Raw genomic sequence first — 25337 nt, 5'->3', positions numbered from 1 at the left:
CGCCGGGGCCCGCGACGCCATGACCACAGGGGCCGGCGATGCGCGGGATTGAACTGGCCGGGCTGATCGCCACCGTCTTCGGCGCGGTCACCTGTGTGGTGATCGGGGATACGGCGGGCAAGCTGATGACCTCCTCCGGCATCGACCCGGTCTGGGTCGCCTGGACACGCTTCGGCCTGGCCGCGCTGGTGCTTCTGCCCTTCAGCGGGCTGACCCGCGCCGAGCTGCCGCGCCTGCTGGACTGGCGCGTGGTGCTGCGGGGCTTCTTCATCGCCGCGGGGATCAGTTGCATCCTGACGGCCCTGCGGACCGAACCGCTGGCCAATGTCTTTGGCGCCTTCTTCATCGGCCCGGTGGTGGCCTATGTCCTGGCGATCCTGTTCCTGGGCGAACGCCCCGCACCGTTGCGCAGCCTGCTGCTGGCTGTCGGTTTTGCGGGGGTGATGCTGGTGGTGAAACCGGGGTTCGGGGCCACCATCGGCATGGCCTTCGCCCTGACCGCCGGCACCTTCTACGGCGCCTACCTGGTGATGACGCGGGTCGTCTCTGGTCAGGTCCGGCCGCGCTTTCTGCTGCTGTCGCAGCTTCTGCTGGGCACGGCGATGCTGACGCCCTTCGGCCTGGGGGGAGACTGGCCGGGGATGAACTGGGGGCTGGCCGGGCTGGTGGCGATCAGCGCCGGCGGATCGGCCATGGGGAATTTCCTGCTGGTGATGGCCAGCCGCCGGGCGGAGGCCAGCCTGATCGCCCCGCTGGTCTACAGTCAGCTGCTGTCGGCCATGGTGCTGGGGGCGTTGGTATTCGGCGACTGGCCCGATGTCTGGGCGCTGGCCGGTCTGGCTTTGATCGCGCTGTCGGGCGTCGGCTCGCTTCTGGTCAGCCAGCGGCAGGCGCGGCTGGCGGGGCAGGGGGCGGCCTGACGGCTCAGCCCTTGGGGCGGCTGGCCTTCTCGGCCACGCCCGAGGTGCCTTCGCGCGCCTCCAGCACGTCCAGCACCGCCTGCAGCGGCACGTCGCGCGCCGCCAGCATCACCAGCATGTGGTAGAGCACGTCTGCGCATTCCGAGGCCAGCTTCTCGGGGTCGTTCTTCACCGCCTCGATGATCGCCTCGACGGCCTCCTCGCCGAACTTCTCGGCGCATTTCTCCGGTCCCTTGGCCAACAGCTTGGCCGTCCAGGAACTGTCGGGATCGGCGCCGCGGCGGCTTTCGATGGTGGCGGAGAGGCGGGAAAGCGTGTCGGTCATGGCGGCCTCTTATTGCACTCTTATTGCAGACGCATCGGGATGCCCGCGGCGGCCATGTGTTCCTTGGCCTCGCGGATGGTGTGATCGCCGAAGTGGAAGATCGAGGCGGCCAGCACGGCGGAGGCGCCGCCCTCGGTCACGCCTTCGACCAGGTGGTCGAGCGTGCCGACCCCGCCCGAGGCGATGACCGGCACCGAAACCGCGTCGGAAATCGCTCGGGTCAGCGGCAGGTTGAATCCCGCGCGCGTGCCGTCGCGATCCATGGAGGTCAGAAGGATCTCGCCCGCGCCCTTGGCCGCGACCAACTTGGCAAATTCCACCGCGTCGATCCCCGTGGGCTTGCGCCCGCCATGGGTGAAGATCTCCCACTTGCCGGGGGCCACGGTCTTGGCGTCGATGGCGCAGACGATGCATTGGCTGCCGAACTGGTCGGCGGCACGGGCCAGCACGTCCGGGTCGGCCACGGCGGCGGAGTTGAAGGACACCTTGTCGGCCCCTGCCAGCAGCAGGTTGCGCACGTCCTGCACCGTGCGCACACCTCCGCCCACGGTCAGCGGCACATAGCAGTTCTCGGCGGTGCGGGTGACCACGTCGAACATGGTGCCGCGGTTTTCATGGGTCGCGTGGATGTCGAGGAAGGTGATCTCGTCCGCGCCGGCCAGATCATAGGCCTTCGCGGCATCCACCGGATCGCCGGCATCGCGCAGGTCGACGAAATTGACACCCTTCACCACGCGGCCGTCGGCCACGTCGAGGCAGGGAATGATGCGGGTCTTCAGCATGGGGATCTCCCGGTGCGGGGATGGGTCGGCGCCGGTTTAGCGCGCGGCGGGCGCGCTGGCCAGAGGGACCGGGTCAGCGGCGCGTCACACGGGTGTAGATCTCCAGCCCGAGGCTGACCAGCAGGATCACCGGGCCGAAGTAGAGATAGCTCATGAACAGCAGCAGCAGGATCGGGGCGAGCGCGTTCAGCGGGCCGGTCAGCCCGGCGGCGCAGTTCGACAGCCCGTTCAGCAGGTCGCCCGAGCAGTTGTTGTCGGCGATGATCATCAGCGACAGCGAGACGGCGAAGGTCAGCCCGGCGATCCGCAGCAGCCAGAAGGCTAAGCGGTTGCGGGTGAAGAAGCTGAGGCCGAAGGCCGCCAGCGGGATCGCCACCATCAGGATGGCCAGCATGTCCTTGGTCATGTCGTCGCGTCGTCCCTGTCTGTCGTTTCTTTGGTGCCCGCGGAGCGCGTGTCATCGGGGCCCGGGCCTGTCCCGCCGCGCGGCAGAGCCAGCAAAAGGATGAGCCGCACCACGCCCCAGAGCAAGGCGAAGCCGCCGGAGAAGGGCAGCATCAACAGCCCGCCCCAGGCCGCGAATACGCCTGTGCTATAGGCGAAGTCCGACAGGTCCAGCCCGCCCAGGCGGCAGGCATGGGCCGCGCCTTCGTCGATCTCGCAGCCAAGGCCGCCGAGGGCCAGCGTCACGACCATCGCCGTGATCCACAGTGCCAGCGGTGTCAGCACCAGCACCAGCGCGATCCGGTTCAGCCGGCGAATCCGCGTCTGGGGCGCCGTCATGCGGTCCGCACCTTTCGAATGATCCAGAGCACCAGCAAAACGGCCAGCAGGACCATGCCCAGAAGCGCCACAGGCAGGCTGACCAGCATCAGCCAGCCCGCGACGAAGGCGGTGTAGAGCGTATCCCCGTGGTCCACTCCGTCGACGATGCAGGGAGTGGCATTCCCTTCGTGCAGGGTGCAGCCATGGGCCTTCGCGAAACTGGAGGCCCACCAGACCGAGATCACCGGCAGCAGGCCGATGCCGATCCGCGCCAGGCCCAAACCGGCCAGCATGGTCCGACCGCGGGAGGTCACGCCTTCATCACCGCCAGCGCCTCGGCCAGGTCGATGGCCCCGTCATAGAGCGCCCGGCCCGAGATCGCGCCGTTCAGCGGCGCGCCGCAGGTCTTCAGCGCCTGCAGGTCGGCGATGGAGGAAACGCCGCCCGAGGCGATGACGGGGATCGACACGGCATTGGCCAGCGCCGCCGTGGCCTCGATATTGGGGCCCTGCATGGCGCCGTCGCGGTTGATGTCGGTGTAGATGATGGCAGCCACACCCGCGTCCTCGAAACTGCGCGCCAGGTCGGTGACCTGCACGTCGGTTTCCGTCGCCCAGCCCTTGGTCGCCACATATCCGTTGCGGGCGTCGATGCCCACGGCCACCTGGCCGGGGAAGGCCTTCGCTGCCTCACGCACCAGCGCGGGGTTCTCCACCGCCACGGTGCCCAGGATGACCCGTTGCAGGCCCTTGCCCAGCCACATCTCGATCGTGGCCATGTCGCGGATGCCGCCGCCCAGCTGGGCCGGCACCTTGCAACGCTCCAGGATTGCCTCGACCGGGGCGGCGTTCACCGGGCTGCCGGCGAAGGCGCCGTTCAGGTCCACCAGGTGCAGCCATTCGCAGCCCGCCTCGACGAACTCCATCGCCTGGGCGGCGGGGTCGTCATTGAACACGGTGGCCTTGTCCATGTCGCCCTTGAACAGGCGCACGGCCTGGCCGTCCTTGAGGTCGATGGCGGGGTAGAGGATCATCGCGCGGGCCCTTTCCTTGGTCGCCAAAGCCTATGGCACGGGCGCCGCGCCAATTGCAACGTGCGAGCGCGTCCGGCGCGGGCGGAGCTGGCCCGCGACGGGTGGGACAGCATGCCTGACCTTGACGTCAAGTCACACGCCCGCGCCCTTGCACGGTGGACCTTTGAGGAGTCAGGGTATGCCCAGAGGAGTTCTGAGGGAGGAAAGCTCATGTTCAAGGCACTGGTTGCGGCCGGTCTCGTCGCGCTTGGCGCCGGGGCGGCCATGGCGGATCCGGTCGAGGGGATCTGGAAGACAGAAGTGGACGACGGCAGCTACGCCCATGTCACCTTCGCCCCTTGCGGCGCCGCCCTGTGTGGTGTCATCAGCCGCACCTTCAACAATTCCGGCGAATACCAAAGCGCCAACCGCGGCAAGCCCATCGTCTGGGACATGCAGGCCGAGGGCAACGGCAAGTACGGTGACGGGCGCATCTGGCAGCCCTCGACCGACAAGGTCTATCGTTCGAAGATGGAACTGTCGGGCGATGTCCTGCGCGTCGCGGGCTGCGTCGGCCCGATCTGCAAGAAGCAGACCTGGACGCGGGTGAAGTGATCCGGTCGGCGGGGCGGGCGCAGACCTGCCCCGGCTCCGACGCCCCGCGTCGCGCGGGGCAGTCACGGCGCCAAAGGGGCCATTCTTAGAAAAATCGCGAGATTTCCTCGGCCAGTTCCTGCCGGAACCGCGCTTTCGACTCCGGCGTTCTCTTTTTGCGAAGGGATTTCTGCTACGTCTTGTCGCCGATCATGGCGGGAGCGGCGCGCGGCGCCAGGAATCCGGGATCCACTATGGGTGGGAGCACTCCAGAAGGGAGATCGAGCGATGATGACGGATCAGATTTCAGGCAAGGGCGCGACCCTGCGGCGAGTGCTGGGCGGGTGCCTGCTGGCGGTGATGGCCGGGCAGGCCGGCGCTGCGGAGCCGGTCGTCGGCACCTGGGCCTCGCCCCCTGACCGCAAGGGACAGACCGGCCACGTGGTCATCCGCGATTGCGGTGGTGCCTACTGTGGCCGCCTGGAACGGGCCTTCGATCCCGAAGGGCAGGAGATCGTGACCAAGGCCGTGGGCGAGATGGTTCTGCGCGGCATGGAACCCGCCGCGGGCGGCGCCTATCAGGGGCAGGTTTACGTGCCGCTATTGGACAAGGTGGTGGCGGCCAAGGTCGAGGTGCAGGGCGATCAGTTGGAGGTGCGCGGCTGTGCCGGCATCATCTGCAACAGCCAGACCTGGCGACGGGTGCACTGACCTGCTACCTGTCTAAAACCGCGATCCGGGGGCGGAGAGCATGATCCTGCTTCTGAACGGTTACCCGGGCGTCGGCAAGTTGACGATCGCGCGTCATCTGGCCGACCGAACTGGCGCGGTGCTTCTGGACATCCACACGCTCTACAATCCGGCCTACGCCCTCGCCACGCCGAAGTCGGAGGCCTATTTCGACATCATTCGCGATGTCTGGTCGGTGGTCGATCCCCGCATCCTGGCGCTGCCACCCGGGCGGATGGTCATTTTCACCGATGTGCTGGCTGGATGGTTGCCCCTCGATCCCTGGATCGAGGAAAATCTTGTCAGGCTCCGGCACCTGGGGGCAGCCCGGGGCGGCTTGGCGGTGGTCAACCTGTCCTGCGATCGGGCCGAGAACCGTCGCCGCATGGCCGCGCCCGAGCGGGCCGGGGCAGGCAAGCCGCGCGATCCGGCCTATGCGGATGCCAAGCATGATGCGGGCAAGCCGCTGCTGTCCTGCGGCGCGGACCGCATGCTGGCTTTGGATGTGACGGCGCTGTCGGCCGAAAAGGCCGCCGGGCACATCGCAGATTGGCTGCAAGCGCCGGGCTGAGGGGTCAGGGGTTCCAGCTGAGGAAGTTCGCGATCAGCCGCAGCCCGTTGGCCTGGCTCTTTTCCGGGTGGAATTGCGTGCCCACCATCGTGTCGCGCCCGACGATGGCCGTGACCGGCTGACCATAATCCACGTGGGCGATCAGTTGCGCGGGGTCGGCGACGCTCATGTGGTAGGAGTGCACGAAATAGGCGTGGTGACCGGTTTCGATCCCCTCCAGCACAGGGTGAGGGCGATCGATGACCAGATCGTTCCAGCCCATGTGCGGCACCTTCAGCTTTGGATCCTCCGGGAGGATTTTCGTCACCTCGCCGTCGATCCAGCCGAGCCCTGGGCATTCCTCGTATTCGTGACCCACGCGCGCCATCAGCTGCATGCCGACGCAGATGCCCATGAAGGGGCGGCCCTTCACCTCAACCGCCTCGCGCAGCGCCTCCAGCACGGAGCCCGCGCCCGCACCGGCCAGGGCGGCATGGCAGGCGGGGAAGGCCCCGTCGCCGGGCAGCACGATCCGGTCGGCGCGCGCCACGTCCTCGGGGCGGTCCGACACGATCACCTCGCCCGCGCCGACCTCCCGCGCCATGCGCTGGAACGCCTTCTCGGCCGAGTGCAGATTGCCGCTTTCGTAATCGATGAGAACGGTGAGCATGGGGGCGCCTTTCGTGATCCGGGCCTGTCGTGGCCCGGATGCGGAACGGGGTCAAGGGCGGGTCAGAGCGTGCCCTTGGTCGAGGGGATGGCGTCGGCCTTGCGCGGGTCGCTTTCGACGGCGGTGCGCAGGGCGCGGGCCACGGCCTTGAAGGCCGCCTCGGCGATATGGTGCGAATTCAGCCCGTGCAGCGTGTCCACGTGCAGGGTGATGCCGCCGTGGGTGCTGAAGGCCTGGAAGAACTCGCGCACCAGTTCGGTGTCGAAGCTGCCGATCTTCTCGGTGGGGAAGTCTACGTTCCACACCAGGAAGGGCCGGCCCGACAGGTCAAGGGCGGCGCGAACCAGGCTGTCGTCCATCGCCAGGTGGCAATCGCCGTAGCGGCGGATGCCCCGTTTGTCGCCAAGCGCCTTGGTCAGGGCCTGGCCGAGCGCGATGCCCACGTCCTCGACGCTGTGGTGGTCGTCGATGAAGGTGTCGCCCTTGCAGGTCACTGTGATGTCGATCAGCGAATGGCGCGACAGCTGGTCCAGCATGTGGTCGAAGAACCCGACGCCGGTATCGCATTCGTACTGGCCGGTGCCGTCGAGGTCGATGACCACGTGAATGTCGGTTTCTGCGGTCGAGCGGGTGACCTTGGCGTTGCGCATGGAAGCCTCCGGAGTTTCCAGGGGCTTATAGGCCGGGAGTGGGGGACTTGGGAAGAGGGCGCATGGTGTCTCAGGGTAGGCGCCTGGCGCCGACCAGGCGCGATGGCCTGCCCGGGCTCGAAGGACAGTCTGGGCTCTAAGGACAGCCATACGCGCAAACGTCGGGCGGTCAGGCGAGGCGCCGCCAAGGCCACCGCCTCAGTTCAGCCGCAGCGGGGGCGGATCATCCATCTGGCCGGGCAGTGTGAACACCACTCGCGTGCCGCGAGGGGACGCAGTGACCGGGCCTTCGACGCTTTCCCCCGACGTCCCGGCGGGCCGCGGGGCGTCGGGGGGCACACCCTCGGGCGGTTCGATATGGATCTCGCCGCCCAGGCGGGTGACGATCTTGCGCGCGGTGGCCAGGCCCATGCCCGACCCTTCGCATTGATCGCGCGGGCGCAAGGTGCGCAACGGGGCGAAGACCGCCTCGCGGAACCGCGCGGGAATCCCGGGGCCGTCATCGTCCAGGGTTAGGCGCAGGAGGGGGCCGTCACGTGCCAGGCTCAGCCTGATCCGCACCTGCTCGCGGTCATGATGCTTGACCGCGTTGGACAGCAGCGCGGCGAAGAACATGGCGAGTTCATTGCCCGGCCCCGACAGCGTCGCGCCGCCCGTGACCTGCAGGCTGGCCCGATCGGGCAGCGGCGAGATCTGGCAGGCCCGGTCCAGCACCTCCTCCAGCGGGTGTGGCCCGATCGGGTCGGCGAGGCGCCCGATGCGGGAGAAGTCTCGCAGTTCCAGCAGCATGCGGTCCGCACGGGCGGCCTGTGTCGTCAGCAGGTCAAGGTGCTCCGCCACGATGGCCTCGCGCTCCGGCGGCAGGGGGCCTATGTCCTCGCGGATCCATTCGGGGATCGTGTGAAAGGCACGGAAACTGGCACGAAGATCATGGGTGATGATGTAGATGAACTCCTCCATTTCGGCTGCCGGATCGCGGTCTGTCGGATCGTTCCTGGCAAGGCCGGGGAGGGCGGTCTGGACGGTCGCAGCGTCGGGGGGGGAGGGTCTTCGGTCATGCCCGCAGGATGTGGGGGGGAGGCGAACAAGCCCTTAACGGAGGCCGGTCCGGGGCCCGTGATCTGCAGTGATATTGCCGAAAATTGCAATTGAATTTCAAGCGCCTGGCGGGCGCCCCTTAACAGCTTGGCAAGGACGGGAGGGGGAAGCTCCTCCCGGGATATCGTTTGACGAGAAGGAGTCGGGAGATGGAGCCGCATCAGGACGAACCGCGCAGGGACCCGGCGGCGCCTCAGCGTTCCGAGGTCCCGGCGCTGCTGACCACGCCGGCCGAGCCAGAGCCGACGCTGATCGACGTGCTGGTGCTCGACGACAGCCGCTTCGACGCCTTGCAGTTGCAGCGTGACTGCCGCTCGACGGATCTGCCGGTGCGGGTGTCCATCGCCAGCGGGATCGAGGAATTCCGCCAGATGCTGCAGGCCCGGCGCTATCACGTCGTCTTTATCGACTATCTGCTGCCCGACGGCGATGGTCTTGCCGCGCAGGAGATGCTGCGGGGGATCGAGAAGAACGGCCAGGCCCCGGTGGTGATGATCAGCGGCGAGGCGCGGCATGACGTGGCGGTAGAGGCGATCCGCAGCGGCTGCATCGACTACAAGGCGAAGACGGATCTGGACCGCGACGCGCTGAAATCGCTGATCCTGCGCGCCCTGGAGGCGGGCAGCCGTGTGGCCCAGCAGAACCTGCAGTCCGCGCTGGAAGCGCAGAGAGAGGAGATCGTGGCCGCCATGCGGGCCATCGTGCGTGAAGAAGTGTCGCGCGGTGTGCCCGGTGCGACTGCGCCGGAAAGCGGCGCCGTCACCCTGCAGATGCTGCGGTCCTACGGTCTGATCCCGGAGGACAAGCCGGGTGATTGGGAAGACCTGCTGGATGACCCGGCAATGCAGTTCGTCTTCCGCAAGCACTGAGTCAGGCGTTCTTCCTCGCCCGGGGGCTGCCGCCTCAAGGGGGGCGTCCTTTCCTGCCCGTCAGCTTGAAGCGGTCCCGCCGGGCACAGCCACGGTAGGCTGGTTGCTTGATGGGGGCTGGCGCATCAGGGGCCGCAGCAGATTGACCTGTCCGTCCTGAAACCGCGGGCGGCCCAGGTCGGTGGGCGGGGATCTTGTCGTCACCACTGGTCGAAGCAATGTGTCGGGCCTTGGGCCTGATACAGCGATCTGGTGTGAGCAGGGGCCGGTGCAACCAACCGATCGCGAGACGCCATGAGAGTGGAGATATGATCGCCGCCTCGGCCATTCTGCGCTGGCCACGCCCGTCCGCTTCCATCCCCGCTTGCCGGGGCTTTCGCCTTACGTTGACGCTCACAGGTAGCCGCGGGCGCGGTACGTCTCCAGGATCTCCTCGATGGCGGCATCGCTGATCGGCTTGGTGAAGAAATGCTCGACCACCCCGCTCAGTTGAGAGCGTTCCTGGTCACGTTCGTTGTCCGAGGAGGAGAAGAGCGCCACGACCTGCTTGTCTGCGTCCGCGGCGCTACGCCGACGCTTCAGCTCTTCGATGGTCTCGAAGCCATCCAGTTCCGGCATGTTGATGTCGAGCAGGATCAGCTCCGGCGGCGTGTCCTTATCGGGCGCGGGACGATCGGTGGCGAAGAAGCGTTCCAGAAACTCCGTCCCGTCGGCAGATTCACGGATCGGGTGGAAATGCCCGTTCTTGGTCAGCCGGCGGCGCGCGATATAGCGGTCGGAGGCGACATCATCGACGACGAAAGTGGGGATCATCGGTCAGGTCCTGAGTGGAAGTGTGAGGGTGAAGCGGCTGCCGGCCGGGGAGCTGTCCAGCCGGATATCTCCCGCCAGGCGGCGCACGTGTTTCTGTACGATGGCCAGGCCCAGGCCGTGGCCGTCACTGTGCGCAGAGCGGCGGAACATCTCGAAGACGCGGGCCTTGTCGGCGGTGCCGATCCCGGTCCCGTTGTCGGTGATCTGCAGGGTAAGATGGCCGCCGCTCCGGGTGTCGAAGCGCAGTTCGATCCAATGACCGGCCTTCGCCGGATCACGAAAACGGATTGCGTTCGACAGCAGGTTCTCGATGATTGTCACCAGCGTCGGACGCTCCGTCAGGAGCCAGGACGTGCCGCGGGTGACGATGGTGAAGCCCGGGCGCGAGGTCAATTTCGATGACATATCGTCCCAGATCGCCTGGGCGGTGGCTACCAGGTCGATCCGTTCCTCGGGAATGGCGTCCAGTCCGGCCCGGGCCAGGGTGAGCACCTGTTCGACCTTGTTGATGTTGCGCCGCGCGGTGGTCAGGGCGTCCTGAATGCTGCGCCGGGTCTCGGCGGTTTCGCCGGCAGCCAGGTCTTCCAGGCACAGCTCCAGAAGCCCGGCGATGGTGGCCAGGGGCGCGCGCAGGTCATGGCTGGCGGAATAGGCGAACTGGGTCAGCTCATCGTTCAGGGCCGACAGGCGGACATTGTGGCGCTGCAGCTCATGTTCCTTGGCCTGTATTTCCGTCAAGTCGACGAGCGTGGCCATGATCCGTTGCCCGCCGACCCCATTGATCGGCGTGAGGGCGACATGCACCGGGGTGGCATGACCGCCGAGGCCAACGACCTTCAACTCCCGTGCTGCGGTCATCGCCCGGGGCCGGGGCGCCGACAGGTAGCTTTGGCGAAATACCGAATGCTGCAGGCGCATGTGACGGGGCACGAAACTGTCGACGTTGCGCCCGACCAGATCGCGCGGCGCGCCGCCCAGCAGTTCGCAGGCCATGGTGTTGACCAGCTCGATCGTGCCGTCGGGCGCTACCAGCACCATGGCGGTGGCCGAGGCATCCAGCGCCTCGCGCAGCCGGCGTTCGTTCAGGCGCCGTTCGCTGATGTCTACGACGGTGGTGAACACTTCGGTGTCCGCGCCCAGCGGAACGGGGGACAGGCCGATTTCCACCGGGATCAGGCTTCCGTCCACGTGCAGGCCGAACACCTCGCGGCCCTGGCCCATGCTGCGTTGTGCCGGTTGGTGGGCGAAGGCGCCGCGCAGGATCGGGTGACGATCGCGGGAACTGTGGGGGATCAGCACCTCCACCGCCTGGCCGGTCAGGCTGCCGGGATCATGGCCGAACAGGTGGTAGAGCGCGGCATTGGCACATCGGATCCGGCCGTCGACATCCGCCATCAGCGCCGGCACCGGGCAGAGTGCTACCGCCAGGTCGTAGCGGGACTGCAGTTCCTGCTTAGACAGGGCGTCGGCACCGCTGTGCGCCGCCTGCAACATGGTGCAGCCGGGCCGGGCAGGCGGCGGCAGGCCCCCGGGGGAGGCCGGGCCGGACCCTTCTGAAGCCGGTCTGTGATAGGTCATGGCACCTCACCCTGAATGTCATGCGCCCCGGTGCGGTTGGCCGGCCATCGAACGGCCGGCGCATGTGGAAGCCTCTCTACGCCCTATGTCGGCCCCTCGGGGCCCGCGTGGCGCGTCCGAGCGCGGGCGTCAGCCTCCGGAGCCTAAGGCGGAGCGTCTGAAATATGTGTTAAACCTCACCGGTTCGGGGGGCGACTGCGGGGCAAAAGGTCTCTTGAAATGTCGGGATTTCAGGCAGCAGGCCGGGGCTGCGGCGACCCAAGGGCCGGGGGATGGCCGGACCCGGACGGTGTTACAAAAAGTTAACCGTCCCGATACAAATCCTTTTTCGAAGCCCCCTAGGACCGGCGCAAGGACCTAGGGGATGACTTCGTGCTTCGCATCGAGAAACTGACAAAGAAATTCGGGCGCAACACCGCGGTGGACAGCGCAACCATTCACGTCGACAAGCCGATGATGATCGGCGTGATCGGCCGTTCCGGCGCCGGCAAGTCCACGCTGTTGCGCATGCTGAACCGCCTGGAAGACATCACTGAGGGCACCATCATATTCGAGGACCGCAAGGTCAGCAGCCTGACCGGCGCGGACAAACGTGCCTGGCAGGCCGATTGCGCCATGATCTTCCAGCAGTTCAACCTGGTGCCGCGCATGGACGTGGTGTCGAACGTGCTGCACGGCACGCTGAACCGCCGCTCGACGCTGTCGACGCTGTTCAACCTCTATCCCACCGATGACATCCACCGCGCCATCGACATCCTCGACCGGCTGGGCATCGCGGAACATGCGCCCAAGCGCGCCGAGGCCCTGTCGGGCGGCCAGCAACAGCGCGTGGCCATTGCGCGCGCCCTGATGCAGGATCCGAAGATCATCCTGGCGGATGAACCGATCGCCAGCCTTGACCCGATGAACGCCCAGGTCGTCATGGAGGCGCTGCGCCGCATCCACGAGGAAGACGGTCGCATGGTCATCGCCAACCTGCACACCCTGGATACCGCGCGGCGCTATTGTGACCGGGTGATCGGGATGCGGGCCGGGCGCATCGTCTTCGACGGCCTGCCCGAACAGCTGACCACCGACATGGCGCGCGAGATCTACGGCGCCGACGCCACGTTCTCGGAAGAGGCCACCTCGACTGAGATCAACACTATCGACCGCAGCGCCGCCAAGGCCGCGCTGGCGAAGGTGACCGCCTGACCAATTCCACGTTTCATCTGCCCCGGGGAGCAAGGGTTTGCCGGGGCCAATCCAAGGAGCTTGTAAGATGAAAAAACTGATCGCGGCCGCTCTGGCCACCACCGCCCTGGCCGGCGTCGCCCAGGCCCAGGAAATCTCCGAATTCCGTCTCGGCATCCTCGGCGGCGAGAACGCCCAGGACCGCATGGCCAACAACGAGTGCTATGCCGACAAGATCTCCGATGCGCTTGGCGTGCCGGTCCAGGTCTTCACCCCGGCCGACTACAACGGCGTGATGCAGGGCCTGCTGGGCGGCACCATCGACGCGGCCTGGATGGGCGCCTCCTCCTACGCCGGCACCTACATCGCCGACGCGGACGCGGTCGAGCCGGTGCTGGTGAAGCAGAACCTCGACGGCTCCATCGGCTACTACTCCATCGGCTTTGCCCGCGTCGACAGCGGCGTGACCGAACTGGCCGACCTGGAAGGCAAGAAATTCGGCTTCGGTGACCCGAACTCCACCTCCGGCTACCTGATCCCCTCGGTCGAGATCGCCGCTGCTGGCTTCCCGATGGAGCCGGGTGAGTTCTTCGGCGATGTCGTCTTCACCGGCGGCCACGAACAGACCATCGTCGCAGTCAACAACGGCGACGTCGACGCCGGCGTGACCTGGGCCGACGGCCTGGGCAACTGGGAAGACGGCTTCAACTCCGGCGCCCTGCGTCGCGCCGTGGACGCGGGCCTGGTGGACATGAACGACCTGGTCCAGATCTGGCAGTCGAACATCATCCCCGAAGGTCCCTTCGTGCTGCGCAAGGCCCTGCCGCAGGACGTCAAGGATGCCGTCACCCAGCTGACCGCCGACCTGTGGGAAGAAGACCCCACCTGCGCCTACGGCGTGGCCGCCGGCGACGCGAAGGACTTCATCCCGGTGACCCATGCCGAGTATGAATCCATCGTCGCGGCACGCCGCTCGGTCATCAACAACTGATGAACCCTTCCGAAAGGGCCCGCCGCGCGCGGGCCCTTTCTCTTTTGTTTCCCCCCATGACGGGACCTTCCATGGCAGATCAGACCGCTTCGGGCGCTGGGGTTTCCTCCTCCGCCCAGATCCGCGAAAGCTATATGGCGCAAACGCGCCGCAAACGCCTTTACGGGGGCATGATCCTTGCGGTCTTCGTGGCCTTGATGGCCAGCGGATTCATCACCGCCGACGCCCGCAATGCCGGCGGGTTCTGGGACGGGCTGCATCAGCTGGGAGCCTTCCCCGCGGCCGTCATGTCCGAGGCGGCGGAGAAGATCACCGACCTGCCCGCGAACCTGGTGAAATATTTCCCCGCCCTGGTGGAAACGATCAACATTGCTGCGGTTTCCACGCTGATCGGGGCCGCGGGCGGCATCCTGCTGTCGATGCTGGCGACCCGGGGCCTGGCCCGCTGGCCGCGCCTGATCCCGCTGTGGCGCCGGATCATGGACGTGATGCGCGCGGTGCCTGAAATCGTCATCGCCCTGGTGCTGATCTTCGTCTTGGGCGGCGGCCCCGTTCCGGCGATGATCGCCATCGCCTTCCACACCGTCGGTGCGCTGGGCAAGCTCTTCTCCGAGGTGAACGAAAACGCCTCGCTGAAGCCGGTCGAGGGTCTGACCTCGGTCGGTGCCAGCTGGACGCAGCGCATGGTGCTGGGGGTCATGCCGCAGGTGGCGCCCAACTACCTCAGCTACGCGCTCTTGCGGTTCGAGATCAACATCCGCGCCTCGGCCATCCTTGGCTTCGTCGGCGCCGGCGGCATCGGGTATGAGCTGAAGAACGCGATGGCCTGGGGGATCGGCCGCTACGACGAGGCTGCCGCGATCTTCCTGCTGCTCTTCGTGACCATCGTGGCCGTCGACCAGATCGGCAGCCATTTCCGTGACCGGCTGACCCATGGCCGCAAGGAGGAGGTGCTGGCATGACCATGGCATCCGACATCCACACCGTCCCCACCGACAGCCTGAAGACCCGCGCCGATGCGATGTTCCGCACCAAGCGGCTGTGGTCCTTCGGCCTGCCGGGCTTGGTGCTGCTCTATCTCGTCTATGCCTTCTTCGCCTTCGATCTGCCCGGGCTGATCGACCGGGCACGCCCGGAAAACGGCGCTATCCTGATGCGCGACATCTACAGCTACAAGACCCACGTCGAACGCGACAACCGCACCGGCGAGATGAGCTATGCCATCGAGGGGGAACGCAAGGGCGAATACCCCGAGGGCACGCGCCCCGACTGGGTGACCGTCAAGGGCGACGTGACCACGGTCGAGATGCCCGACGGCCACGAGGTGCGTTACTACCCCGACCACGTGGAGTACGAGATCCCCGGCTATGGCACGATCAGCGCCCGGTCCGAGGGGCGAGGGGTGGAGGCCACCTATCCCGATGGCCCGATGCCCGACTACATTTCCGCGGCGCGCAACCGCGTGATGGTGGTGACCGACGCGGGCCGGGTGACCATCACCCGCAACCGCACCGAGGTCTTCCGCTATTTCACCGGGTGGGAGCTGTTCTTCTTCACCCTCGACAGCCCCTATCACGGGCTGAGCGCGGGCGAGCTGCTGTCGCGCGCCACCTCTGGTGAGGCCGGGGCGATCTGGCATGACTTCTGGCAGAACAACATGTGGCGGCATGCCGACGTGGCCTGGGCCCTGTTCGAGACGCTGCTGATGGCCTTCCTCGGTACCTTCGGCGCGGCCCTCGTGGCGCTGCCGCTGGCCTTCCTGGCGGCGCGCAACTTCACGCCCCTGATGCTGGTCCGGCAGTTCTTCCGCCGCATCTTCGACCTCTGCCGCGGGGTAGATGCGCTGATCTGGACGATCGTGCTGTCCCGCGCCTTCGGCCCCGGGCCGATGACCGGCGCGCTGGCAATCCTGCTGACCGACACCGGGTCCTTCGGCAAGATGTTCTCCGAGGCGCTGGAAAACGTCGACGACAAGCAGATCGAGGGCATTCGCTCCACCGGGGCCAAGCCGGTGCAACGGTATCGCTTCGGGGTGATCCCGCAGGTGACGCCGGTGCTGCTGAGCCAGGTGCTGTATTTCTTCGAGAGCAACACCCGCTCGGCGACCATCATCGGGGCGATCACCGGCGGCGGCATCGGCCTGTTGCTGACCCAGGCGATGATCACCCAGAAGGACTGGGAAGAGGTGACCTATTACATCATACTGGTGGTGATGCTGGTCTTCGCCATGGACAGCTTCTCCGGCTGGCTGCGGCGCAAGTTGATCAAGGGGGACGACGGCGGGCACTGAGCCGCGCCACCGCTGGTCCCGATCGCCTTTGCAAACTGCCCGCTTTGCAGCTTTGCTGGGCGCAATCACATCACGGATGGGCGCGGGTCGAGGCCTGCGCCCTAGTTTTCTTCCGAAGGACACCCCATGGCCCGACTGACCGCCGAAACCCCCTATCTACACCCGGATGTGGAGCTGACCGAGACCACGCTGGGCCGCTATGTCGAGATCGGCCGGGGCAGCCGGATCGGGCATTCCAGCTTCGACGACTACAGCTATTGCGACCGCTACGCCGATGTCGCCAACGCGACCATCGGCAAGTTCGCCAATATCGCGGCCTTCACCCGGATCGGGGCCACGGATCACCCGCTGGACACCGCCGCCTGCCATCACTTCCTCTACCGTTCCGCCGACTACTGGGACGACGTGGAAAACGACACGGCCTTCTTTGATCATCGACGGTCGCGGCGCGCCCGTGTCGGGCATGACACCTGGATCGGCAATGGCGCCATGATCAAACCCGAGGTCACCCTGGGGGATGGCGCCGTGGTGGCGGCCGGCGCCGTGGTGACCAAGGACGTGGCGCCTTACACCATCGTCGCGGGCACGCCCGCCCGGGTGCTGCGTCGGCGCCAGCCCGAGGCGGTGGCAGACCGGCTGATCGCCCTGGCCTGGTGGCACTGGGATCACGCCACCCTGCGCGCGCGCCTGGAGGATTTCCGCGCGCTGAGCGCCGAGGCGTTTCTGGAGAAATACGAGGGCTGAGCGCGTTCGGACCGTCCTTGCAGGCGGTCGCGGGGGACGCTGTCCCCCGGCGCGCGGGACCCGAAGGGCGGACTGGAGCCAGTGGCCTATTCGGCGGCCATGGCCGTACGTTGCGGCAGGGCGGTGAAGCGATGCGCGGCCTCGCCGGCCAGGTGGGTGATACGCCCGCCCGAAATCGTCGCCTCGATGGCGCGGGTCTGTTGGTTGATGACCACCATGTCGGCGCGGAGCCCCGGTTGCAGGCGGCCCCGGTCGGGCAGGCGCAGGATCTCTGCCGGGCGGGCCGAGATCATGTCCCAGGCGGCGGGCAGGGGCAGTAGCCCGCTATCAGCCAGGGCGAAGGCCGCCTGGTGCAGCGCCGGGTAGTAGTAATCCGACACCAGCGCATCGCAGAGGCCCGCGCGGATCAGTTCCACCGCCGCGATATTGCCCGACTGCGAACCGCCACGCACCACGTTGGGGGCGCCCATCAGGATCGGGTCGCCCACGGCGCGGGCCAGGGCCGCCGCCGAGCGCGCGGTGGGAAACTCGCAGATCTTGGCGCCGATCATCGAGAAGGTCTCGCGCGTCTCGCCATCGGGGTCGTCGTGGCTGCCGTAGGTCACGCCCATGCCATCGAACTGTTCCGCCAGCCGGCAGAGATAGCGCGGCACCTCGCGCGCCTGGCGCTTGGCGTCCTGGAGGATCTTCATGTGGTCCTGCAGGCTGCGGCCAGCCTTGCGCGCGGCGATCAGCAGGTCTTCGCGGCCGCCTTCCATCATCTGTGCTGTCTCGTCGAGGTGGTTGTTGAACACCACGTAGTCGATGCCGTAGCGGCGCACGGCGTCGAGCAGCCGCGCCTCCGTCTCGGCGGTGTGGGTCTCGCAGCGGATCTGTACGCGCAGGTCGGTCAGGGCGTGGTCGGCGCGGTAGGCCTCCAGCGCGTCAAGCAGCGACAGGGCGAAATCGGGGCTGCGGTGACCACCCTCCCAGGACCAGCTTTGCGCCAGCCAGGCGGTGGTGATGCCATTGGCCGCCGCGTCACGATCGGTGGCGCGCAGCCCTGTCGCCAGGGGGAAGGGGGCCGTCGGGCGCGGGGCCATGTGGCGTTCGAACGCGTCGCCGTGCAGGTCGATGATCCCCGGCAGCACCAGGTAGCCGGTCAGGTCCACCTCCGGCAGGGGGCCACGGGTGATCCGGCCCTCGGCAAAGGCGACGGAGCGGTCCTGAAGGGCACCGTCACGCAGGATGGTTGCGCCGGTCAGGCGCAGGCTGGGCAAGGTCTGGGGCATGGCTCTGCTCGACGTTTTGTTCGCTGTGGATAACCTCTGATTGTATCGGCGGCGTGACGTTGCGCCGCGAAATCCATCAAATCCGGCTGAAATCCTTGTGATGACAGCTTTGGGTGGCGTCGGGCGGACTCAGGTCTCGTCCTCCTCGCCCAGGGTAAGGGTGACGCGATCACCGGAGAACCAGGTGCGCCCGTATTCCAGCGGCTGGCCGTCGGGGTCGACGTTCAGGGACGTGGTGCGCAGGATCGGGTCGCCTTCGCGCAGTTGCAGCTGCACCGCCTGATGGGCATTGGCCAGCTTGGCGGTGATCCGCGTCCAGGCGCGGGTGTAGTCGGGGATGCCGTTGTCGCGCAGCGCCAGCGTGATCGACGACAGCCGCGCCAGGCTGTCCTGCAGGCCGGGCAGGCGGGTCACCGGAAAGATCGAGCGGAAGAGCGCGACGGGCTGGTCGTCGGCCAGCGAGATGCCCTCGCTCACCAGGACCTCGGTGCCCGGGGCGAGGCGCAGCAGCTCCGCCTCGCGCGGATCGGCGGCGCGGGTTTCCACCAGCAGCAGTTTCTTCGCCGGCAGCCGCCCGGCGGCACGGATGTTCTGGTGAAATCGGACGCGGCGGCCAATTGGGTAGTCCGTGGGGCTTTGCGCCACGAAGACGCCCGCGCCGCGCCGGGCGTGGGTCAGTCCCGCCTCCGCCAGCGCCGCCAGCCCGCGCCGCACCGTGTGGCGGTTGACGCCGAAGCGGGCCGACAGCTCCGCCTCCGTGGGCAGGCGGTCGCCGGGGCGGTAGCGGCCCGAGGCGATATCATTGGTCAGCGCATCCGCGATGGAACGCCACAGTGGGGTCTTGCGGGGCGGGGAGCCGTCGGCAGGCGTCATGAAAGTTTCATCCTGATCGGGGGCGCCCGGCCTTGTGCGACTCGGGGCGGCTGTCTATAGATTTGTCTAGTTGTATAGTTAGATAGACAAATCTGCAAGGTGTCTAATGTCGGAACGGCGGGAATTGACGGAAGAGGAGGCGGCCCGGAAGGCCTGGATGTCGCTTCTGGCGAAGGCGCCGGCGGCGCGGCTGGCGGCGCTTTGGGCCGAGGCGGGGCGCGAGGCGGGGTTCACCTGGCTGCGCGCGCCGGAAGTCGGCGGCGTGATGGTGCGCGGTCGGGCCGGGGGCACCGGCGCGGCCTTCAACCTGGGCGAGATGAGCGTGACGCGCTGTTCGCTGAAGACCGAAGCGGGAGCGGTCGGCCATGCCATGGTGCAGGGCCGGGATCGCAAGAAGGCCGAGATCGCTGCGCTGGTCGATGCGGGCATGCAGGGCGCCGACGCCCCGCGCCTGCGGGCCAAACTGCTGGATCCGCTGGAGGCCGAGATGACGGCGGCCCGGGCCGCGCGGGCGACCAGGGCCGATCAGACGAAGGTGGATTTCTTCACCATGGTACGGGGAGAAGACTGATGACCCGAAACGGAGCAATGGCAAGCGAGGCCCTGACGGGCGGCTTCGAGGATGCGCCGCGCCAGTCGGCCCGCGCCTTCCGCGCGGCGCTGGAGGTCATGGCACGCCCCGGCGAGGTACAGAAGCTGGGAGACCTGGGCGCGGCGCCCGCGCCGGTCAGCCCGGCGGCGGCGACCCTGCTGCTGGTCCTGTGCGATCCGGAAACGCCGGTGCATCTGGCGGGCGATCATGACCGGCCGGAGGTGCGCGACTGGATCACCTTCCACTGCGGGGCGCCGCTGGTGGCGCGGGGCGAGGCGGCCTTCGGGCTGGGCACCTGGGAGGCCCTGGGCGATCTGGGCCAATACGCCATCGGCACCGCCGAGTACCCCGACCGCAGCGCCACGCTGATCGTCGACGGCGCCTTTGCGGCCCAGCCGGTGACACTGGTCGGGCCGGGGATCAAGGAGAGCCGCCGGGCCGAGCTGCCCGCCGTGGGCCCGTTCCAGGCCAACCGGGCGCTCTTCCCGCTGGGGCTGGATTTCTATTTCTGCGACGGCGCGACCCTCTGGGCGCTGCCGCGCACCACGCGCGTTGCCGAAGGGGAGCTTGCCTGATGTATGTGGCAGTGAAAGGTGGCGAGAAGGCCATCGATAAGGCCCATGAGTGGCTGGAGGACGAACGCCGGGGCGATGTGTCGGTCACCGAGCTGTCGGTGGCGCAGATCCGCGAACAGCTGGCGCTGGCGGTGAACCGGGTGATGGCCGAGGGCTCCCTCTACGATCCCGACCTGGCGGCGCTGGCGATCAAGCAGGCACGCGGCGATCTGATCGAGGCGATTTTCCTGATCCGCGCCTATCGCACGACCCTGCCGCGCTTCGGCTATTCGCAGCCCGTCGATACCGGGGCGATGGCCTGTGACCGGCGCATCTCGGCCACCTTCAAGGATGTGCCGGGGGGGCAGGTGCTGGGCCCGACGTTTGACTATACCCACCGTCTGCTGGACTTCGCGCTAGAGGCGGAAGGGCTGGAGCGGCCCGAGCCCCCGGCGGAGGCCGCCGAGCATCCGGTGATGCCCCGGGTGACGGAGTTCCTGAACCGCGAAGGTCTGATCCAGGACGAGGTGCCCCCCGCGCCCGAGGCCGACCAGCCCGGCGACCTGACGCGCGAGCCTCTGGAGCTGCCCGCCGAGCGCCCGCTGCGCCTGCAGGCGCTGACCCGGGGCGACGAGGGCTTCGTCCTGTCGATGGCCTATTCCACCCAACGGGGCTACGCCAAGAACCACCCCTTCGTGGGCGAGCTTCGCATCGGTACCGTCCCGGTCGAGGCCGAGATCCCCGAGCTGGGCTTTGCCATCGAGGTCGGCGAGATCACCCTCACCGAATGTGAGACCGTGAACCAGTTCCTGGGCAGCAAGACCGAGCCGCCGCAGTTCACCCGGGGCTATGGCCTGGTCTTTGGCCAGACGGAGCGCAAGGCGATCTCCATGGCGCTGGTCGACCGGGCGCTGCGTTGGAAGGAGCTGGGCGAAGACGACAAGGGCGCGCCGGCGCAGGACGAGGAATTCGTGCTGTACCATTCGGACAATATCCAGGCGACGGGCTTCCTCGAACATATCAAGCTGCCCCACTACGTCGATTTCCAGTCGGAACTGGAACTGGTGCGCAAGATCCGTCGCGAGGCGGATGCGGCGCAGCAGGGCGCGCGCCGGGAGGCGGCGGAATGAGCAGCCATTGCATTTTCGGCCCGTGCCGGGCCGAAGCCTTCGGCGAGAGTATTTTCGGCTATCGGATAGGGGCAGGGGGCGTGGCGCCTTCCGCCCGGGAGCAGGACGCATGAGCGTGGAACAGATCGCGGGCGAGTACAATTTCGCCTACCTCGACGAACAGACCAAGCGGATGATCCGCCGCGCGCTGCTGAAGGCGCTGGCGATCCCGGGCTACCAGGTGCCTTTCGCGAGCCGCGAAATGCCCATGCCCTATGGCTGGGGCACCGGCGGCGTGCAGATCTCGGCCGCCATCATGGTGCCCGAGGACCGCTTCAAGGTCATCGACCAGGGGGCGGATGACACCACCAACGCCGTGTCCATCCGGCGCTTCTTCGAGAAGGTGGCGCAGGTTGAGACTACCGAAAAGACCGCCGAGGCCACGGTCATCCAGACCCGTCACCGGATCCCGGAACGGGACCTGACCGAGGGCCAGGTGCTGGTCTACCAGGTGCCGATCCCGGAACCTCTGCGCTTCCTCGAACCCTCGGAGGTGGAGACGCGCAAGATGCATGCGCTGGAGGAATACGGGCTGATGCACGTCAAGCTCTACGAGGACATCGCGCGCCACGGCGAGATCGCCACCGCCTATGCCTATCCGGTGAAGGTGGAGGGGCGCTACGTGATGGACCCCAGCCCGATCCCCAAGTTCGACAACCCCAAGCTGGAGATGGCGGGCATTCAGCTGTTTGGCGCGGGCCGGGAGCAGCGGATCTATGCCCTGCCGCCCTATTGCGAGGTCGTGAGCCTCGATTTCGAGGACTACCCCTTCACCCGGATGCGGGCCGAGCATTGCTGCGACCTGTGCGGGGCGGAGGACAGCTATCTCGACGAGGTGATCACCGATGATGCGGGCGGGCGGATGTTCGTCTGTTCGGACACGGATTTCTGCGGCGAGCGTCGCGCGGCGGGGCACCTTGGGCCCCTCGGCGTGGCCGAGAGCGCAGCCTGAGCGCGGAACGGAGAGTGAGACGATGAAGGACATGATCGAGGACCGCGCCGGCGCCACCGACCGGCCGTTGCTGACGGTCGAGGGGCTGGCGAAATACTACGGCGGGCGGATCGGCTGCGAGGAGGTTTCCTTCGACCTCTACCCGGGCGAGGTGATGGGCATCGTGGGTGAAAGCGGCTCGGGCAAGACGACCCTGCTGAACTGCCTGGCGGGCCACCTGGCGGCCGATACGGGCCGGGTGCTGTTCGACCGTGCGGGCCAGATGGTCGATACCGTGACCATGAGCGAGCCGGAGCGGCGCATGCTGGGGCGCACCGACTGGGCCTTCGTGCATCAGCACGCCCATGAGGGGCTGCGCATGAATGTCAGCGCCGGCGGCAACGTGGGCGAACGCCTGATGGGGCTGGGGGCACGCCACTACGGCGACATCCGGGCCAAGGCCGAGGACTGGCTGGGCCGGGTGGAAATCGCCGCCGATCGGATGGACGACCGGCCCACGGCCTTTTCGGGCGGCATGCGCCAGCGGTTGCAGATCGCGCGCAACCTGGTCACCGGCCCGCGGCTGGTCTTCATGGATGAACCCACGGGCGGCCTCGACGTCAGCGTGCAGGCGCGCCTGCTGGATCTCCTGCGCGGGCTGGTGCGAGAGATGGGCCTGTCGGCCATCATCGTCACCCATGACTTGGCCGTGGTCCGCCTGCTGGCGGACCGGCTGATGGTGATGAAATCCGGCCATGTGGTCGAAACCGGCCTGACCGACCAGGTGCTGGACGACCCGCAACATGCCTATACCCAGCTGCTGGTCAGCTCGGTCCTGCAGGTCTGAGGAGAGATGAGATGACGGACGCAATGATCTCGGTCGAGAACGTGACCAAGACCTTCACCCTGCACAACCAGGGCGGCACGGTCATTCCGGTGATGGAAGGGGCGAGCCTTGCGGTGGCCCCCGGCGAATGCGTGGCACTGGTCGGCGCCTCGGGGGCGGGCAAATCCACCCTGATGCGGATGATCTACGGCAACTACCTGGCCGCTTCGGGGCGGATCCTGGTGGACGGCACCGATGTCGCCACCGCCGAGCCGCGCGAGATCCTGGCGCTGCGCCGCGCCGTGCTGGGCTACGTCAGCCAGTTCCTGCGGGTGGTGCCCCGGGTGCCGACGCTGGAGGTGGTGGCCGAGCCGCTGCTGTCGGTGGGCCTGCCCCGGGAAGTGGCGCAGGAGCGCGCCCGTACCCTGCTGACCCGGCTGAACATCCCCGAACGCCTCTGGGGGCTGTCGCCCACCACGTTTTCGGGCGGCGAACAGCAGCGGGTGAATATCGCCCGCGGCTTTGCCCGCCAGTACCCGGCGCTGCTGCTCGACGAGCCGACCGCCAGCCTCGACGCGGTGAACCGCGAGGAGGTGTTGCAGCTGATCGAGGAGGCCAAGGCACGCGGCGCGGCCATCGTGGGCATTTTCCACGATCAGCCGGCCCGCGACCGAGTCTGTGACCGCGAGGTCGACGTGACCGGCTTCACCCCGGCGCGGGTGGCCTGATGGCGGGACGTCTTCTGGGCATCGTCGGGCCGTCGGGCGTCGGCAAGGACAGCGTGATGGAGGCGGTGGCCGCCGCCCGCCCGGGCATCGGGTTGGTGCGGCGTGTCATCACGCGACCGTCGGAGGCCGGGGGCGAAGAGTTCGAGGGTGTCAGCGAGGCGGAATTTGCCGCCCGTGCCGCCCGGGGCGCCTTCCTGCTGTCCTGGCCGGCCCATGGGCTGCACTATGGTATCCCGGCCACGGTCCTGGACGAGCTGGCCGCGGGGCGCGACCTGTTGGTGAACCTCTCGCGCGCGGTGCTGCCAGAGGCCCAGGCGAAGGTACCGGGGTTCGCCTGCGTCGCCCTGACCGCCCCCGTGGAGGTCCTGGCCGACCGGCTGGCCGCGCGGGGGCGCGAAAGCCGAGAGGAGATCGCGGGGCGCCTGGCACGGGCGGGCTTTGCCCTGCCGGAAAGCGTTGACGTGGTGGAACTGGACAATTCGGGCCCGCTGGAGCGCACCGTCGCGGCGGTGCTGGCCCTGCTGGACGACAGGCTGCAAGAGGCGGCAACAGAGATGGAAGTGAGACGATGAAAGACCAGATGGTGAAAAACGAGATGGCGAAAAGCACGACGGACGAGTTGATCCTGGCCAATGCCACCCTGGTGCTGCCCGGCGAGACGCGCAGGGGCCATGTGGTGATCCGCGGCGGCGAGATTGCCGAGATCGGCAGCGGCGCGGTACCCGCGGGCGCGGTCGATTGCGAGGGCGACTACCTTTCGCCCGGGCTGATCGAGCTGCACACCGACAACCTGGAACGCCACATCACCCCGCGTCCCAAGGCCCACTGGCCGCACAATGCCGCCATCGTCGCCCATGACGCGGAACTGGCCGGCTGCGGCATCACCACGGTCTTCGACGCGATCCGGGTGGGCTCGATCGTCGAGGGGCCGCGCGGGGACTACCGCCGCTATGCCCGCCCCATGGCCGACCAGATCGCCGCCATGCGCGACGCCGGTGCCCTGAAGATCAGCCACAAGCTGCACCTGCGGGCCGAGACCTGCTCCGAGACCCTGATCGAGGAGCTGTCAGAGTTCGGCCCCGAGGACAACGTGGGCATCGTCTCCCTGATGGATCACACCCCGGGCCAGCGCCAGTTCAGCGACATCTCGAAGTTCGAGGATTATGTCTGCGGCAAGCACGGGCTGTCGAAGGAAGGCTTCGGCGAGTACTGCCAGTTCCTCTACGATCTGCATGACCGGCTGGGCGCCCGGCACGAGGCGGCCTCAGTGCAGGCGGCGGCGAATTATGGCGCGGTGCTGGCCAGCCATGACGACACCACCCGCGACCAGGTCGAAACCTCCGCCCGCCACGGCATCCGCCTGGCGGAGTTCCCGACCACGGTGGAGGCGGCGCGGGCCTGCCATGACCACGGTATCCAGGTCATCATGGGGGCGCCCAACCTGATCCGGGGCGGGTCGCATTCCGGCAACGTCTCCGCGCTGGAACTGGCGGACCTCGGCCTGCTGGACATTATCAGCTCCGACTACGTGCCGGCGGCGCTTTTGCAGGCGGCGGTGATGCTGGGCGAACACTGGGGCGACATGGCGCGCGGGATGGCGACGGTGACCCGTTCGCCGGCGCGGGCCTCGGGGCTGAACGACCGGGGCGCGCTGGAGGTGGGCCAGCGGGCCGACCTGATCCGCTTTGCCAAGCGCGGCAACGTGCCGGTGGTGCGCGGCGTCTTCGTCGAGGGCGCGCGCGTCGGCTGACCGGGCCACGCGATCTGGCACGGAAGGGGCGGCCATGCGCCGCAGAAGGGGCAGCAGGGCTGCCCCTTGACCTTTCATAGGTGGCGGATC

The 25337-nt window shown here is 67.7% G+C and carries 31 protein-coding genes; 18 read left to right on the top strand and 13 right to left on the bottom strand.

All coding sequences use genetic code 11. From position 1 onward, the window contains the following. Positions 1-38 precede the first annotated feature (38 nt). Positions 39-920: a DMT family transporter gene (locus CVM50_RS20105; protein ID WP_085887176.1), complete on the top strand. Its 882-nt coding sequence runs from the start codon at positions 39-41 to the stop codon at positions 918-920. 4 nt (positions 921-924) lie between these two features. Here the strand turns inward: CVM50_RS20105 and CVM50_RS20100 are convergent, their stop codons facing one another. The 6 genes from CVM50_RS20100 to hisA form a co-directional block, all read right to left on the bottom strand. Beyond that, entirely contained in the window at positions 925-1245 is a 321-nt protein-coding gene (locus CVM50_RS20100; RefSeq protein ID WP_085887175.1) for a phosphoribosyl-ATP diphosphatase, read from the bottom strand. 20 nt (positions 1246-1265) lie between these two features. Then, a complete protein-coding gene (gene hisF, locus CVM50_RS20095; protein ID WP_085887174.1) occupies positions 1266-2027 on the bottom strand; it encodes an imidazole glycerol phosphate synthase subunit HisF in 762 nt (253 codons plus the stop codon). Between the two features lie 73 nt (positions 2028-2100). Next, complete coding sequence (locus tag CVM50_RS20090; RefSeq protein WP_085887173.1) at positions 2101-2433, bottom strand: hypothetical protein; 333 nt, start codon at positions 2431-2433, stop codon at positions 2101-2103. Next, the gene (locus CVM50_RS21835; RefSeq protein WP_198431953.1) at positions 2430-2810 is read right to left on the bottom strand and encodes a hypothetical protein; all 381 of its coding nucleotides are present in this window, start codon (positions 2808-2810) and stop codon (positions 2430-2432) included. Before CVM50_RS21835 ends, CVM50_RS20090 begins: the two co-directional genes overlap by 4 nt. Then, a complete protein-coding gene (locus tag CVM50_RS20080; RefSeq protein WP_157792248.1) occupies positions 2807-3106 on the bottom strand; it encodes a hypothetical protein in 300 nt (99 codons plus the stop codon). The genes CVM50_RS21835 and CVM50_RS20080 overlap by 4 nt, the downstream gene beginning before the upstream one ends. Continuing rightward, a complete protein-coding gene (hisA, locus tag CVM50_RS20075) occupies positions 3103-3825 on the bottom strand; it encodes a 1-(5-phosphoribosyl)-5-[(5-phosphoribosylamino)methylideneamino]imidazole-4-carboxamide isomerase (protein WP_085887171.1) in 723 nt (240 codons plus the stop codon). The genes CVM50_RS20080 and hisA overlap by 4 nt, the downstream gene beginning before the upstream one ends. Positions 3826-4035: 210 nt before the next feature. On the opposite strand from hisA, the gene CVM50_RS20070 reads away from it, so the two are divergent. The 3 genes from CVM50_RS20070 to CVM50_RS20060 all read left to right on the top strand — a co-directional run bounded on the left by CVM50_RS20070 (position 4036) and on the right by CVM50_RS20060 (position 5698). Next, positions 4036-4419: a DUF2147 domain-containing protein gene (locus CVM50_RS20070; protein ID WP_085887170.1), complete on the top strand. Its 384-nt coding sequence runs from the start codon at positions 4036-4038 to the stop codon at positions 4417-4419. Between the two features lie 267 nt (positions 4420-4686). After that, positions 4687-5109, top strand: a complete 423-nt coding sequence (locus CVM50_RS20065) for a DUF2147 domain-containing protein (protein WP_085887169.1) — start codon at positions 4687-4689, stop codon at positions 5107-5109. Between the two features lie 40 nt (positions 5110-5149). Further along, positions 5150-5698 carry an AAA family ATPase gene (locus tag CVM50_RS20060; protein WP_085887168.1) on the top strand — a complete coding sequence of 183 codons (549 nt, stop codon included), beginning with the start codon at positions 5150-5152 and terminating at the stop codon, positions 5696-5698. 4 nt (positions 5699-5702) lie between these two features. On the opposite strand, the gene hisH is transcribed toward CVM50_RS20060, so the two are convergent. The 3 genes from hisH to CVM50_RS20045 all read right to left on the bottom strand — a co-directional run bounded on the left by hisH (position 5703) and on the right by CVM50_RS20045 (position 7957). Beyond that, the gene (gene hisH, locus CVM50_RS20055) at positions 5703-6347 is read right to left on the bottom strand and encodes an imidazole glycerol phosphate synthase subunit HisH (protein WP_085887167.1); all 645 of its coding nucleotides are present in this window, start codon (positions 6345-6347) and stop codon (positions 5703-5705) included. A 62-nt stretch (positions 6348-6409) separates the two neighbouring features. Next, the gene (gene hisB, locus CVM50_RS20050; protein WP_085887166.1) at positions 6410-6997 is read right to left on the bottom strand and encodes an imidazoleglycerol-phosphate dehydratase HisB; all 588 of its coding nucleotides are present in this window, start codon (positions 6995-6997) and stop codon (positions 6410-6412) included. 198 nt (positions 6998-7195) lie between these two features. Further along, complete coding sequence (locus CVM50_RS20045) at positions 7196-7957, bottom strand: sensor histidine kinase (RefSeq protein ID WP_085887165.1); 762 nt, start codon at positions 7955-7957, stop codon at positions 7196-7198. A 287-nt stretch (positions 7958-8244) separates the two neighbouring features. Between CVM50_RS20045 and CVM50_RS20035 the strand changes: the two genes are divergently transcribed. Further along, entirely contained in the window at positions 8245-8964 is a 720-nt protein-coding gene (locus CVM50_RS20035; RefSeq protein WP_085887164.1) for a response regulator, read from the top strand. Positions 8965-9357: 393 nt separating this feature from the next. Here CVM50_RS20035 and CVM50_RS20030 read toward each other — a convergent pair whose 3' ends face one another. Further along, a complete protein-coding gene (locus CVM50_RS20030) occupies positions 9358-9777 on the bottom strand; it encodes a response regulator (protein WP_085887163.1) in 420 nt (139 codons plus the stop codon). Between the two features lie 3 nt (positions 9778-9780). Next, positions 9781-11355, bottom strand: a complete 1575-nt coding sequence (locus CVM50_RS20025) for a sensor histidine kinase (RefSeq protein WP_085887162.1) — start codon at positions 11353-11355, stop codon at positions 9781-9783. Positions 11356-11727: 372 nt separating this feature from the next. On the opposite strand from CVM50_RS20025, the gene phnC reads away from it, so the two are divergent. From phnC to CVM50_RS20000, 5 genes are all read left to right on the top strand, one after another. Beyond that, a complete protein-coding gene (gene phnC / locus CVM50_RS20020; RefSeq protein ID WP_085887161.1) occupies positions 11728-12549 on the top strand; it encodes a phosphonate ABC transporter ATP-binding protein in 822 nt (273 codons plus the stop codon). A gap of 67 nt (positions 12550-12616) precedes the next feature. Continuing rightward, a complete protein-coding gene (gene phnD, locus CVM50_RS20015) occupies positions 12617-13519 on the top strand; it encodes a phosphonate ABC transporter substrate-binding protein (protein ID WP_085887160.1) in 903 nt (300 codons plus the stop codon). Positions 13520-13590: 71 nt separating this feature from the next. Further along, on the top strand, positions 13591-14481 hold the full coding sequence (phnE, locus tag CVM50_RS20010) for a phosphonate ABC transporter, permease protein PhnE (protein ID WP_085887159.1): 891 nt from the start codon (positions 13591-13593) through the stop codon (positions 14479-14481). Beyond that, positions 14478-15809 (top strand): phosphonate ABC transporter, permease protein PhnE, encoded by a 1332-nt coding sequence (gene phnE, locus CVM50_RS20005; RefSeq protein WP_100148560.1) that lies wholly within the window; start codon positions 14478-14480, stop codon positions 15807-15809. The genes phnE (CVM50_RS20010) and phnE (CVM50_RS20005) overlap by 4 nt, the downstream gene beginning before the upstream one ends. 126 nt (positions 15810-15935) lie before the next feature. After that, positions 15936-16553: an LbetaH domain-containing protein gene (locus tag CVM50_RS20000; RefSeq protein WP_085887158.1), complete on the top strand. Its 618-nt coding sequence runs from the start codon at positions 15936-15938 to the stop codon at positions 16551-16553. An 86-nt stretch (positions 16554-16639) separates the two neighbouring features. Here CVM50_RS20000 and CVM50_RS19995 read toward each other — a convergent pair whose 3' ends face one another. Further along, positions 16640-17824, bottom strand: a complete 1185-nt coding sequence (locus CVM50_RS19995; protein ID WP_085887157.1) for an alpha-D-ribose 1-methylphosphonate 5-triphosphate diphosphatase — start codon at positions 17822-17824, stop codon at positions 16640-16642. Between the two features lie 129 nt (positions 17825-17953). Further along, complete coding sequence (phnF, locus tag CVM50_RS19990; RefSeq protein WP_085887156.1) at positions 17954-18697, bottom strand: phosphonate metabolism transcriptional regulator PhnF; 744 nt, start codon at positions 18695-18697, stop codon at positions 17954-17956. Positions 18698-18803: 106 nt separating this feature from the next. Between phnF and phnG the strand changes: the two genes are divergently transcribed. The 8 genes from phnG to CVM50_RS19950 all read left to right on the top strand — a co-directional run bounded on the left by phnG (position 18804) and on the right by CVM50_RS19950 (position 25247). Next, positions 18804-19268 carry a phosphonate C-P lyase system protein PhnG gene (gene phnG / locus CVM50_RS19985; protein WP_085887155.1) on the top strand — a complete coding sequence of 155 codons (465 nt, stop codon included), beginning with the start codon at positions 18804-18806 and terminating at the stop codon, positions 19266-19268. 17 nt (positions 19269-19285) lie between these two features. Further along, the gene (gene phnH / locus CVM50_RS19980) at positions 19286-19864 is read left to right on the top strand and encodes a phosphonate C-P lyase system protein PhnH (protein ID WP_085887154.1); all 579 of its coding nucleotides are present in this window, start codon (positions 19286-19288) and stop codon (positions 19862-19864) included. Further along, positions 19864-20973 carry a carbon-phosphorus lyase complex subunit PhnI gene (locus CVM50_RS19975; RefSeq protein WP_085887153.1) on the top strand — a complete coding sequence of 370 codons (1110 nt, stop codon included), beginning with the start codon at positions 19864-19866 and terminating at the stop codon, positions 20971-20973. The genes phnH and CVM50_RS19975 overlap by 1 nt, the downstream gene beginning before the upstream one ends. Before the next feature lie 109 nt (positions 20974-21082). After that, on the top strand, positions 21083-21964 hold the full coding sequence (locus CVM50_RS19970; RefSeq protein WP_085887152.1) for an alpha-D-ribose 1-methylphosphonate 5-phosphate C-P-lyase PhnJ: 882 nt from the start codon (positions 21083-21085) through the stop codon (positions 21962-21964). A 31-nt stretch (positions 21965-21995) separates the two neighbouring features. Further along, on the top strand, positions 21996-22790 hold the full coding sequence (gene phnK, locus CVM50_RS19965; protein WP_085887292.1) for a phosphonate C-P lyase system protein PhnK: 795 nt from the start codon (positions 21996-21998) through the stop codon (positions 22788-22790). 23 nt (positions 22791-22813) lie between these two features. After that, on the top strand, positions 22814-23497 hold the full coding sequence (phnL, locus tag CVM50_RS19960) for a phosphonate C-P lyase system protein PhnL (RefSeq protein ID WP_085887151.1): 684 nt from the start codon (positions 22814-22816) through the stop codon (positions 23495-23497). Further along, positions 23497-24069, top strand: a complete 573-nt coding sequence (gene phnN, locus CVM50_RS19955) for a phosphonate metabolism protein/1,5-bisphosphokinase (PRPP-forming) PhnN (RefSeq protein ID WP_085887150.1) — start codon at positions 23497-23499, stop codon at positions 24067-24069. Before phnL ends, phnN begins: the two co-directional genes overlap by 1 nt. Beyond that, positions 24066-25247 carry an alpha-D-ribose 1-methylphosphonate 5-triphosphate diphosphatase gene (locus CVM50_RS19950; RefSeq protein WP_232618319.1) on the top strand — a complete coding sequence of 394 codons (1182 nt, stop codon included), beginning with the start codon at positions 24066-24068 and terminating at the stop codon, positions 25245-25247. Before phnN ends, CVM50_RS19950 begins: the two co-directional genes overlap by 4 nt. Positions 25248-25337: the final 90 nt, after the last annotated feature.

It is taken from the genome of Pseudooceanicola marinus, from assembly GCF_002786295.1.
GTDB classification, from domain to species: domain Bacteria; phylum Pseudomonadota; class Alphaproteobacteria; order Rhodobacterales; family Rhodobacteraceae; genus Pseudooceanicola; species Pseudooceanicola marinus.
This window is presented reverse-complemented; position numbering and strand designations above follow the sequence as displayed.

What these genes read in the sequence shown, in the direction of transcription:
- CVM50_RS20105 (WP_085887176.1), top strand. Translation starts at nt 39, where the DNA reads ATGCGCGGGATTGAACTGGCCGGGCTGATCGCCACCGTCTTCGGCGCG.
- CVM50_RS20100 (WP_085887175.1), bottom strand. Translation starts at nt 1,245, where the DNA reads ATGACCGACACGCTTTCCCGCCTCTCCGCCACCATCGAAAGCCGCCGC.
- hisF (WP_085887174.1), bottom strand. Translation starts at nt 2,027, where the DNA reads ATGCTGAAGACCCGCATCATTCCCTGCCTCGACGTGGCCGACGGCCGC.
- CVM50_RS20090 (WP_085887173.1), bottom strand. Translation starts at nt 2,433, where the DNA reads ATGACCAAGGACATGCTGGCCATCCTGATGGTGGCGATCCCGCTGGCG.
- CVM50_RS21835 (WP_198431953.1), bottom strand. Translation starts at nt 2,810, where the DNA reads ATGACGGCGCCCCAGACGCGGATTCGCCGGCTGAACCGGATCGCGCTG.
- hisA (WP_085887171.1), bottom strand. Translation starts at nt 3,825, where the DNA reads ATGATCCTCTACCCCGCCATCGACCTCAAGGACGGCCAGGCCGTGCGC.
- CVM50_RS20070 (WP_085887170.1), top strand. Translation starts at nt 4,036, where the DNA reads ATGTTCAAGGCACTGGTTGCGGCCGGTCTCGTCGCGCTTGGCGCCGGG.
- CVM50_RS20065 (WP_085887169.1), top strand. Translation starts at nt 4,687, where the DNA reads ATGATGACGGATCAGATTTCAGGCAAGGGCGCGACCCTGCGGCGAGTG.
- CVM50_RS20060 (WP_085887168.1), top strand. Translation starts at nt 5,150, where the DNA reads ATGATCCTGCTTCTGAACGGTTACCCGGGCGTCGGCAAGTTGACGATC.
- hisH (WP_085887167.1), bottom strand. Translation starts at nt 6,347, where the DNA reads ATGCTCACCGTTCTCATCGATTACGAAAGCGGCAATCTGCACTCGGCC.
- hisB (WP_085887166.1), bottom strand. Translation starts at nt 6,997, where the DNA reads ATGCGCAACGCCAAGGTCACCCGCTCGACCGCAGAAACCGACATTCAC.
- CVM50_RS20045 (WP_085887165.1), bottom strand. Translation starts at nt 7,957, where the DNA reads ATGGAGGAGTTCATCTACATCATCACCCATGATCTTCGTGCCAGTTTC.
- CVM50_RS20035 (WP_085887164.1), top strand. Translation starts at nt 8,245, where the DNA reads ATGGAGCCGCATCAGGACGAACCGCGCAGGGACCCGGCGGCGCCTCAG.
- CVM50_RS20030 (WP_085887163.1), bottom strand. Translation starts at nt 9,777, where the DNA reads ATGATCCCCACTTTCGTCGTCGATGATGTCGCCTCCGACCGCTATATC.
- CVM50_RS20025 (WP_085887162.1), bottom strand. Translation starts at nt 11,355, where the DNA reads ATGACCTATCACAGACCGGCTTCAGAAGGGTCCGGCCCGGCCTCCCCC.
- phnD (WP_085887160.1), top strand. Translation starts at nt 12,617, where the DNA reads ATGAAAAAACTGATCGCGGCCGCTCTGGCCACCACCGCCCTGGCCGGC.
- phnE (WP_085887159.1), top strand. Translation starts at nt 13,591, where the DNA reads ATGGCAGATCAGACCGCTTCGGGCGCTGGGGTTTCCTCCTCCGCCCAG.
- phnE (WP_100148560.1), top strand. Translation starts at nt 14,478, where the DNA reads ATGACCATGGCATCCGACATCCACACCGTCCCCACCGACAGCCTGAAG.
- CVM50_RS20000 (WP_085887158.1), top strand. Translation starts at nt 15,936, where the DNA reads ATGGCCCGACTGACCGCCGAAACCCCCTATCTACACCCGGATGTGGAG.
- CVM50_RS19995 (WP_085887157.1), bottom strand. Translation starts at nt 17,824, where the DNA reads ATGCCCCAGACCTTGCCCAGCCTGCGCCTGACCGGCGCAACCATCCTG.
- phnF (WP_085887156.1), bottom strand. Translation starts at nt 18,697, where the DNA reads ATGACGCCTGCCGACGGCTCCCCGCCCCGCAAGACCCCACTGTGGCGT.
- phnG (WP_085887155.1), top strand. Translation starts at nt 18,804, where the DNA reads ATGTCGGAACGGCGGGAATTGACGGAAGAGGAGGCGGCCCGGAAGGCC.
- phnH (WP_085887154.1), top strand. Translation starts at nt 19,286, where the DNA reads ATGGCAAGCGAGGCCCTGACGGGCGGCTTCGAGGATGCGCCGCGCCAG.
- CVM50_RS19975 (WP_085887153.1), top strand. Translation starts at nt 19,864, where the DNA reads ATGTATGTGGCAGTGAAAGGTGGCGAGAAGGCCATCGATAAGGCCCAT.
- CVM50_RS19970 (WP_085887152.1), top strand. Translation starts at nt 21,083, where the DNA reads ATGAGCGTGGAACAGATCGCGGGCGAGTACAATTTCGCCTACCTCGAC.
- phnK (WP_085887292.1), top strand. Translation starts at nt 21,996, where the DNA reads ATGATCGAGGACCGCGCCGGCGCCACCGACCGGCCGTTGCTGACGGTC.
- phnL (WP_085887151.1), top strand. Translation starts at nt 22,814, where the DNA reads ATGATCTCGGTCGAGAACGTGACCAAGACCTTCACCCTGCACAACCAG.
- phnN (WP_085887150.1), top strand. Translation starts at nt 23,497, where the DNA reads ATGGCGGGACGTCTTCTGGGCATCGTCGGGCCGTCGGGCGTCGGCAAG.
- CVM50_RS19950 (WP_232618319.1), top strand. Translation starts at nt 24,066, where the DNA reads ATGAAAGACCAGATGGTGAAAAACGAGATGGCGAAAAGCACGACGGAC.